This is a genomic window from Nocardioides sp., from assembly GCF_051876515.1.
Taxonomy (GTDB): Bacteria; Actinomycetota; Actinomycetes; order Propionibacteriales; family Nocardioidaceae; genus Nocardioides.
In genome coordinates this window covers 5,347-13,590 of sequence record NZ_JBJEHY010000085.1, presented here as the reverse complement: position 1 = coordinate 13,590, position 8,244 = coordinate 5,347, and the positions used below count along the sequence as shown (strand labels likewise).

Here is an 8,244-nt window from a genome sequence, read left to right as displayed (position 1 = left end):
GACAGGTGCTCGGGGGCGTCGAGGAAGTCCAGCGCCGAGCGTGAGGGAGGGGTGTCGACCACGATCAGGTCGTACGTGCCGTCGCGCCGGGCGTCGCGGTGGATCTGGCCCAGCTTCTCCATCGCCATGTACTCCTGCGTCCCTGCGAACGAGCTGGACAGGGCGATGTAGAAGGGGTTCTCCAGGATCTGGCGGGCCTTCTCGGGGCTGGCCTGGGACTCCACGACCTCGTCGAAGGTCCGCTTCATGTCCAGCATCATCGCGTCCAGAGAACCGCCGGCGGACGGGTCGACCCCGGCCACGGGGCGCGGGGTGTTGTCGAGCTGCTCGATGCCCATCGACTGCGCGAGCCGGCGGGCCGGGTCGATGGTGAGGACGACGACCTTGCGCCCCATCTCCGCGGCGCGCAGGGCGAGGGCGGCCGACGTGGTGGTCTTGCCGACGCCTCCCGCGCCACAGCACACGATGATCTCCGTGGACGGCTCGGCGAGCAGCGCGTCCACGTCGAGGACCGGGGCGGTGCTCATGCCATCCCCTGCTCGCGCAGCGCGGCCGCGAACTCCAGCAGCGCGCCGCCGTCCACACCGCCGGCCATCCGCGGCAGCTCGACGGTGGGGCGGTCCAGGTCGGCGACCACCTCGCGCTGGGAGTCCTCCAGCGCCCGGCGTACGGCGTGGGCGTGCGCGTCGTCGAGCAGCGAGTCGATCACCGCGTCGTCGACGTCGAGTCGCGCCTCGGCCAGGTCGGCGGCGATCCGCCCCCGGTCCAGGGTGCCCGCCATCGCGGAGGCCAGGTCGGCGTCACCCAGGTCGCGGGGCCGGACCATGTTGACGACCACCGTGCCCACCGGCAGCCCGGCCGCCTCGAGCTCGGCGATCCCGTCGGCGGTCTCCTGCACGGGCATCTCCTCGAGGACCGTGACCAGGTGCACCGCGGTGCGGGGCGAGCGGAGCAGTGCCATCACGTTGTCGGCCTGCCCCTTGATCGGCCCCATCCGGGCCAGCCCGGCCAGCTCGTGGTTGACGTTGAGGAACTGGGAGATGCGCCCGGTCGGTGGCGCGTCGAGCACGACGGCGTCGTACACGGTGGCGTTCTTGTTGCGGGCGTTGCGGTGCACGGCCTCGTACACCTTGCCCGTGAGCAGCACGTCGCGGACGCCGGGCGCGATGGTGGTGGCGAAGTCGATGACGCCGAACCGGTCGAGCGCCTTCCCGGCGCGGCCGAGCTTGTAGTACATCGAGAGGTACTCCAGCAGCGCCGACTCGGCGTCGATGTGCAGGGCGTGCACCTGCCCGGCGCGACCGTCCGGTCCGGGCAGCCCCTTGGCCAGGCGGCGCTCCTCGTACGGCAGGGGGTCGACGTCGAACATCCGCGCGATCCCCTGACGTCCCTCGACCTCGCACAGCAGGACGTTGCGTCCGCTGGAGGCCAGCGCGAGCGCCAGCGCCGCGGCGACCGTCGACTTGCCCGTCCCGCCCTTGCCCGTGACGACGTGCAGCTTCACGGCGGAGCCGGGGCCGGTCGTCGAGGTGGTCACACTGGCGAGAATAGGACCTGACTCAGCGCCCGCGCAGCGAGGTGGACAGGTCGTGCGCCTCCTGGAGCAGCAGCGCCCCCATCTCGCGGCGGCGCGCGGCGGAGAACCGTTGCTCGATCCCGGTCAGAGTCAGCGCCCACCGCGGTGACCCGGACTCGTCGAAGACGGCGGCGCCCAGACCCCACGAGCCCTCGACCAGCAGCCCCGGGTTGACCGCGTACCCGGTGCGTCGGGTGCGGGCCACGCGCTCGCGGACCGCCGCGGCGGAGTGCGTCGGGCCGTACGCCGGCTCCAGGTCGACGCGCAGGAGTTCGTCCACCTCGCGCTCGGGCAGGTACGACAGGATCGCCAGCCCGGCCGAGGCGACCCCCAGCGGGAACCGGATCCCCTCGTGCAGCACGTGCGAACGGATCGGGAAGGAGCCGTCCTCGCGCAGCAGGCAGACCGTCTCGTTGCCGCGGCGCACCGACAGGAAGGCGCTCTCGCCGGTCGCCAGGCTGAGGCGACGCACCACCGGACGTGCCAGGGCGGTGACGTCGTAGCGGGCGGCAGCGGCGTTGCCGAGGAGGTACAGCTCCGGCCCGAGCAGCCAGCGGCCGTTGGCGTCGCGGTCGACCAGGCCCGTGGTGGCGAGGTGGGTGAGGAGCCGGTGCGCGGTGGGACGGGCCAGACCGGCCGTACGCGCCGCGGCCGCCGTGGTGGTGCCGTCGGGCTCGGCGTCCGCGAGAGCGCGGAGCAGGGTCGAGACGCGGCCCACGACGTCGACCGGGGCGTCCGCAGATGCGTTCACCAGATGAACGCTACCCGTTCATCCGTTTCGGGGGACGACCTCTTCGGCGCCGACGCCCCGAGGCCGTTGACGGGGCGGGGACGGCTGGCTTGAATCGAAGCAGTTCCCGTCCCCAGGAGGCAGTCATGGACAAGGTGGTGGCCAGCGCCGCCGAAGCGGTTGCGGACATCGGTTCCGGGTCGCGGATCGCGGTCGGTGGTTTCGGGCTGTGCGGCATCCCGTCGGTGCTCATCGACGCGCTGCTGGAGGCCGGGGTCGGCGACATCGAGGCCGTCTCCAACAACTGCGGCGTCGACGACTGGGGCCTGGGCAAGCTGCTCATGGAGAAGCGGATCCGGCGGATGGTCTCCTCCTACGTGGGGGAGAACAAGGAGTTCGCCCGGCAGTACCTCTCCGGCGAGCTCGAGGTGGAGCTGACCCCGCAGGGGACCCTGGCCGAGCGGATGCGCGCCGGCGGGTCCGGGATCCCGGCGTTCTTCACCGCCACCGGTGTCGGCACCCAGATCGCCGAAGGCGGACTGCCGTGGAGGTACGACGCCGACGGCGGCGTCCAGGTCGCCTCGCCCGCCAAGGAGACGCGGGTCTTCGCGACCACCGAGGGCGACAAGGAGTTCGTGCTCGAGGAGTCGATCGTCGCCGACTTCGGCCTGGTCCGCGCCTGGAAGGGCGACCGGCACGGCAACCTCGTCTACCGCGACTCCGCGCGCAACTTCAACCCGCTCGCCGCCATGTGCGGGCGGGTGACGATCGCCGAGGTCGAGGAGCTGGTCGAGCCCGGCGAGATCGACCCCAACGACGTGCACACCCCCGGCGTGTACGTGCAGCGGGTGGTCGCCCTGACACCCGAGCAGGCCGCCGAGAAGCGGATCGAGAAGCGGACCGTACGCTCCGCGGGACAGGAGGGCTGACCGATGGCCTGGACGCGTGAGGAGATGGCCGCACGGGCGGCCGCGGAACTGACCGACGGCTCGTACGTGAACCTCGGGATCGGCCTGCCGACGTTGGTGCCCAACTACGTGGCCGACGACGTCGAGCTGGTGCTGCAGTCGGAGAACGGGATCCTCGGGGTCGGGCCTTACCCGACCGAGGACGCGGTGGACGCCGACCTGATCAACGCGGGCAAGGAGACGGTGACCGTACGCCGCGGGGCGTCGTTCTTCGACTCCGCGCAGTCGTTCGGGATGATCCGCGGCGGCAAGATCGACGCCGCGATCCTCGGCGCGATGCAGGTCAGCCGCAACGGTGACATCGCGAACTGGATGATCCCCGGCAAGATGGTCAAGGGCATGGGCGGGGCGATGGACCTGGTCCACGGCGCCAAGAAGGTCGTCGTGCTGATGGAGCACACCGCCAAGGACGGGTCGCTGAAGATCCTCGAGGAGTGCGACCTGCCGTACACCGGCAAGCGCGTCGTGCAGCGGATCATCACCGACCTGTGCGTCATCGACGTGGTCGACCCCGCCACGGGCGAGCAGGCGCCGTCCGGGACCCTGGGCGAGCGGGCGCTCAAGCTCGTCGAGCTCGCGCCGGGGGTCACCGAGGCCGAGGTGCGGGAGAAGACGGGACCCGAGCTGCTCTGAGGCACGACGGCGCAGGCAGTTCGAGACTGCGGAGCCGGCGCGCACGCTGCGCCCGGCCCTCGGCCGCGTGAACTGCCTGCGTTGGTGCGACCGCGGCTCAGGGCGCCGTGAGCAGGTCACGCCAGAGCGGTCGCAGGCGCCGCCCCGTCGCTGGGTCCACCTCAGCGGTCCCCAGCCGCTGCGCCGCGTCCACGGCCAGGCCCAGCGCGAACGCCACGGCGGTGGCGACGTACCAGAGCCAGGTGGGGGCGCTGAGCAACGGCTGCTCGAACGTGCTGCCCAGCAGCAGGAGCAGCCCCAGGAGCACCACGAGAGCGCCGATCGACCACGCGGTCGCGTGGCGCGGCTGGCGCGCGGCGAGCATCTGGGCCGCGGTGACCCCGGCCGCGATCGCCAGGCCGCTGAGCAGCACCCCGAGGGTCAGGGTCCCGCGCCCGGCCTCCTGCTCGGCCCAGGTGGCCGACGTCCAGGCCGTCCACGCGGTGGCCACCAGCGCGGCCAGGGCGAGCTTGCGTGGACTGGACGCGTGCCACGGGAGCCCGAGGGAGAGCGCGTACTCCCGGGGGTTCCCGAGTGCGACCCCCGGCAGCTCGCCGGTCTCGCCCAGGCGGGCCTCCAGATGGGAGAGGTGCTCCCGGATCAGCGCCGGATCGACGCTGCGGCGGCGCAGCGTCGTGACGAACTCCGAGCGCCAGGCCGGGTGGACGGCCGGCCGCTGTGGACGCATGGTCGCGTGCCCGCCGGGCTGCCGTCGTACTGCCACCGTGCGATCAACTCCCCGAGTAGTGCCGTGCCTGGCGGGGCCGCCCGGCGTACGTGCCCCCGTCACCGTCGCCCCGTGTGTCCGCGGGTCGTGGACGTGAACCTAGGGGCGTGCGGGACCGCTGTCCAGCCGCCCGGCGCCGCGCGAGGGATCTGCGGCGCCCGTGTGCCACCACGTGGCGCGGATCCACTGCAGACCGGGCTGGACCGCCCCCGCCGAACTGCCCGCAGATGCCCGGCAGAGGGCCCGGCGTGAGGGGACGCACGCCTCTGACCTGCACGGACGCTCGGGCGCACGCTGGAGGTACCGGCGGGCACCCCGTCCGCCCCAGCGGAGGAGTCAGCCATGACAACGCACGTCAACCCGGTCCGTACGCACCGGCACGAGAGCACGGCCGTCCCACCCGACGGCGAACCGGTCGGCATCTCCCACGCCGCGCAGCGCGCGCTCGCGGTGGTGCGGATCGGCTTCGGCCTCACGTTCCTGTGGGCCTTCTTCGACAAGCTGCTCGCCCTCGGCTTCCACACTGGCTACGACCAGCAGGGCAACCTCGACCGGTTCGGTGACGCCGCCTGGATCAACGGCGGAAGTCCCACGGAAGGCTTCCTCGCCTTCGGCGCCGACGGCCCCTTCAAGGAGATCTACAACTCCATCGCGGGTGCGGCCTGGGCCGACTGGCTCTTCATGATCGGCCTGCTCGGCATCGGCCTGGCGCTGACCTTCGGCATCGGCATGCGCATCGCCGGCGCGACGGGCGCCCTGCTGTACGTGCTGATGTGGACCGTCGTCCTGCCCCCCGAGAACAACCCCGTCCTCGACGAGCACCTGCTCGGCGCCGCGACCCTGGCCGCCCTCGCGCTCGCCAACGCGGGCGACACCTGGGGACTCGGCAAGGCGTGGACCAAGACGCAGCTGGTCCAGCACAACCCGTTCCTGCGCTGAGCGCGGTGGCGCCCAGCGCCAGCCAGTACGCGGCCCGTCGTCCGGTCGGTCCTGTCGGTGTCCCGACAGGCTCGACCAGCGGCGGGCTCAGGCCGTGGCGGCGACCTTCGTACGAGTCGCCGCGAGCACCGTGAGCACCGAGACCACCGCCGCGAACGTGTACACGACGCCGAACGGGTCGGTGCCGGACTCCGACGCGGCGAACAGCAGGCCCGCGAGCGAGAGGCCCAGTGCGGCACCCAGGGAGTCGGCGATCGACAGGGCCGAGGAGTTGAAGCCGCGGTCGGAGTCGTTGGACGCGGCCAGCATGGCCACGCCGGTGCGCGGGTAGCCGTACCCCATGCCAGCGCCGGCCAGGACGTACATCGCGATCGCCACCCACGACGGCGGCTCCAGCCAGACTGCGACCGCGATGCAGGTGAGGCCGCCCAGGACGACCAGGCTGCCGATCGTCATGGCGGCGGAGTCGGAGACGTTCTTCGTACGCGCCTGCGCCTGGCTGCCCAGGGCCCACACGATGCCGACGCAGGTCAGCGCGATGCCGGCGGCCGCGGCCGTCATGCCCCACTTCTCCTGGAGCACGTAGACGATGTACGCCTCGGCGGTGAAGAAGCTGGCCGCGAGCAGGCCGCGGGTGGCGATGACGGCGGGGAGCCCGCGGCGCAGCAGCAGGCTGCCGCCGGGCAGCAGCTGCGACAGGGTGCCGATGGTGACGGCGGCGGCCGCGACTGCCAGGACGGGCTGGTCGGCCAGCAGCTCGACGCCGAGGACGGCGACCGCGGCGACGACGGCCCACGCGAGCCGCCCCGTCGCGGGCTCGGGGTCGGCGACCGGCTCCATCTCCGTACGACGGACCACCGGGATCAGCATCGCGACGGCCGCCGCGACCACGAAGACGGTGCCGCCGAAGACCCAGCGCCAGCTGAACGCGTCGGCGATGAGGGCGGCCAGGTACGGGCCGAAGAGTGCCGGGAGCACCCAGGCGGCGGCGAAGAGGGCGAAGACGGGCGGCTGCAGCCGGGCCGGGTAGATCAGGCCGACCAGCACGTACAGGACGACGGTCGACGCGCCGCCGCCCAGGCCCTGCAGGATCCGTCCGGCGACCAGGACCTCCATCGAGTTCGACAGGGCGCAGATCGCCAGGCCGATCGAGAACACCACGAACGCGGTGACCAGGGGCGCCCCGGGCCCGCGGCGGTCGCTCCACATGCCCGCGATCACCATGCCGACCACGCCGCTGGCGAAGGGGGCCGCGAACGCGGTGGCGTACAGCGCCTGGCCGTCGAGGACGCGTGCGACCTCCGGCATGACGGTCGTGACGGCCATCGACTCGAAGGCGACCAGCACGATCATCGCGAACGCGCCGACGGTGGTGGTGATGTACGGCCCCGAGAAGATCGTCTCCTCGCGGGCGGGGCTGCTGGGGGTGGTGCTCACCAGCGAACTCTAGGGGGTGCCAGCGCTGGCGCAGGCACAACCCCGCAGGCAGTTCACCCGCTGCCGACGTCGGGCGGGCGGGGGCGGCGACCTCAGGCCCTGAACTGCCTGCGCTCGCGTCGCGGAATACCCAGCAACGTCAGGGGCGTTGGGCGGGAGTGAGCTCCCCCATGCCTGCCCTGTCCGTCCTCGACCTCATCCCGGTCCGCGCCGGACAGACGACGGGGGAGGCGCTGCGGGCCTCGCGCTCGCTGGCGCAGGTCGCCGACGAGCTGGGCTACACCCGCTACTGGGTCGCCGAGCACCACAACACCGAGTCGGTGGCCTCCACCAACCCGCCCGTGCTGATCGCGATGCTCGCCGCCGCGACCGAGCGGATCCGGCTCGGCTCCGGCGGCGTCATGCTGCCCAACCACGCGCCGCTGGTCATCGCCGAGCAGTTCGCGCTCCTGGAGGCCGCGTACCCGGGTCGGATCGACCTCGGGATCGGCCGCGCGCCCGGCACCGACGGCCTCACCCAGCACCTGCTGCGCGGCGCCACCTCCGAGAGCGCCGAGGCGGCGGTGGCCAGCTTCCCCCAGTACGTCGACGACATCGGCATGCTGATGCGTCCCGAGGGCGTCGAGGTGGCGTACGGACAGCGCCGCCAGGGCCTGCGGGCCACGCCGAGGGCGGCCACCACGCCGATGCTGTGGCTGCTCGGATCCTCGGACTACTCGGCCCGGCTCGCGGCTGAGAAGGGCCTGCCGTACGTCTTCGCGCACCACTTCTTCGGGCAGGGCACGCGGGAGGCGCTGGACTGGTACCGCGCCCACTACCAGCCCTCCGAGCAGTACCCGACCCCGCAGACGTTCCTCACCGTCAACGCCGCCGTGCACGAGACGCGCGAGGAGGCGATGCGCCTGGCGCGGCCGCACGCGCTCGGCATGCTCTCCCTGCGTACGGGCGGGCCGATGCGCCCGCAGCTCACCGTCGAGGAGGCGGCCGAGACCGTGCTGCCCGACGCCCACGTCGAGCTGCTGGAGAAGATGCTGGAGCGCTGGGTCGTCGACTCCACCGAGGCCGCCCGCGCGCGGATCGCCGCGATGGCCGAGGAGTTCGGCGTCGACGAGGTGATGGTCCACCCCGTGTCGGGCGCTCCCGCGGGTACGCCGGTGGACCGGATGCTGGCGCGCGAGGAGACGCTGCGCCTGCT

General features: G+C 72.7%; 9 protein-coding genes. 4 read left to right on the top strand and 5 right to left on the bottom strand.

The genetic code is table 11. The annotated features are described in order from the left end of the window. The 3 genes from ACI379_RS05860 to ACI379_RS05850 all read right to left on the bottom strand — a co-directional run. Positions 1 to 527: ArsA family ATPase (locus ACI379_RS05860; protein WP_439791140.1), on the bottom strand; the 527-nt coding region annotated here is incomplete at its 3' end. Then, positions 524 to 1,537 (bottom strand): ArsA-related P-loop ATPase, encoded by a 1,014-nt coding sequence (locus ACI379_RS05855; protein WP_439791139.1) that lies wholly within the window; start codon positions 1,535 to 1,537, stop codon positions 524 to 526. The genes ACI379_RS05860 and ACI379_RS05855, both read right to left, overlap by 4 nt. A gap of 22 nt (positions 1,538 to 1,559) precedes the next feature. Next, a complete protein-coding gene (locus tag ACI379_RS05850) occupies positions 1,560 to 2,327 on the bottom strand; it encodes an IclR family transcriptional regulator (RefSeq protein ID WP_439791138.1) in 768 nt (255 codons plus the stop codon). Between the two features lie 125 nt (positions 2,328 to 2,452). Between ACI379_RS05850 and ACI379_RS05845 the strand changes: the two genes are divergently transcribed. Both ACI379_RS05845 and ACI379_RS05840 read left to right on the top strand, forming a co-directional pair. Beyond that, positions 2,453 to 3,235, top strand: a complete 783-nt coding sequence (locus ACI379_RS05845; protein ID WP_439791137.1) for a CoA transferase subunit A — start codon at positions 2,453 to 2,455, stop codon at positions 3,233 to 3,235. A 3-nt stretch (positions 3,236 to 3,238) separates the two neighbouring features. Beyond that, entirely contained in the window at positions 3,239 to 3,907 is a 669-nt protein-coding gene (locus ACI379_RS05840; RefSeq protein WP_439791136.1) for a 3-oxoacid CoA-transferase subunit B, read from the top strand. A gap of 97 nt (positions 3,908 to 4,004) precedes the next feature. Here ACI379_RS05840 and ACI379_RS05835 read toward each other — a convergent pair whose 3' ends face one another. After that, on the bottom strand, positions 4,005 to 4,634 hold the full coding sequence (locus ACI379_RS05835; RefSeq protein WP_439791135.1) for a hypothetical protein: 630 nt from the start codon (positions 4,632 to 4,634) through the stop codon (positions 4,005 to 4,007). A gap of 381 nt (positions 4,635 to 5,015) precedes the next feature. Here ACI379_RS05835 and ACI379_RS05830 point away from each other — a divergent pair, with 381 nt between their 5' ends. Continuing rightward, on the top strand, positions 5,016 to 5,612 hold the full coding sequence (locus ACI379_RS05830) for a hypothetical protein (protein ID WP_439791134.1): 597 nt from the start codon (positions 5,016 to 5,018) through the stop codon (positions 5,610 to 5,612). An 87-nt stretch (positions 5,613 to 5,699) separates the two neighbouring features. Here the strand turns inward: ACI379_RS05830 and ACI379_RS05825 are convergent, their stop codons facing one another. Continuing rightward, on the bottom strand, positions 5,700 to 7,049 hold the full coding sequence (locus tag ACI379_RS05825; RefSeq protein ID WP_439791133.1) for an MFS transporter: 1,350 nt from the start codon (positions 7,047 to 7,049) through the stop codon (positions 5,700 to 5,702). Positions 7,050 to 7,219: 170 nt separating this feature from the next. On the opposite strand from ACI379_RS05825, the gene ACI379_RS05820 reads away from it, so the two are divergent. Beyond that, a partial coding sequence (locus tag ACI379_RS05820) for an LLM class flavin-dependent oxidoreductase (protein WP_439791132.1) occupies positions 7,220 to 8,244 on the top strand: 1,025 nt, incomplete at its 3' end.

What these genes read in the sequence shown, in the direction of transcription:
- ACI379_RS05845 (WP_439791137.1), top strand. Translation starts at nt 2,453, where the DNA reads ATGGACAAGGTGGTGGCCAGCGCCGCCGAAGCGGTTGCGGACATCGGT.
- ACI379_RS05840 (WP_439791136.1), top strand. Translation starts at nt 3,239, where the DNA reads ATGGCCTGGACGCGTGAGGAGATGGCCGCACGGGCGGCCGCGGAACTG.
- ACI379_RS05835 (WP_439791135.1), bottom strand. Translation starts at nt 4,634, where the DNA reads ATGCGTCCACAGCGGCCGGCCGTCCACCCGGCCTGGCGCTCGGAGTTC.
- ACI379_RS05830 (WP_439791134.1), top strand. Translation starts at nt 5,016, where the DNA reads ATGACAACGCACGTCAACCCGGTCCGTACGCACCGGCACGAGAGCACG.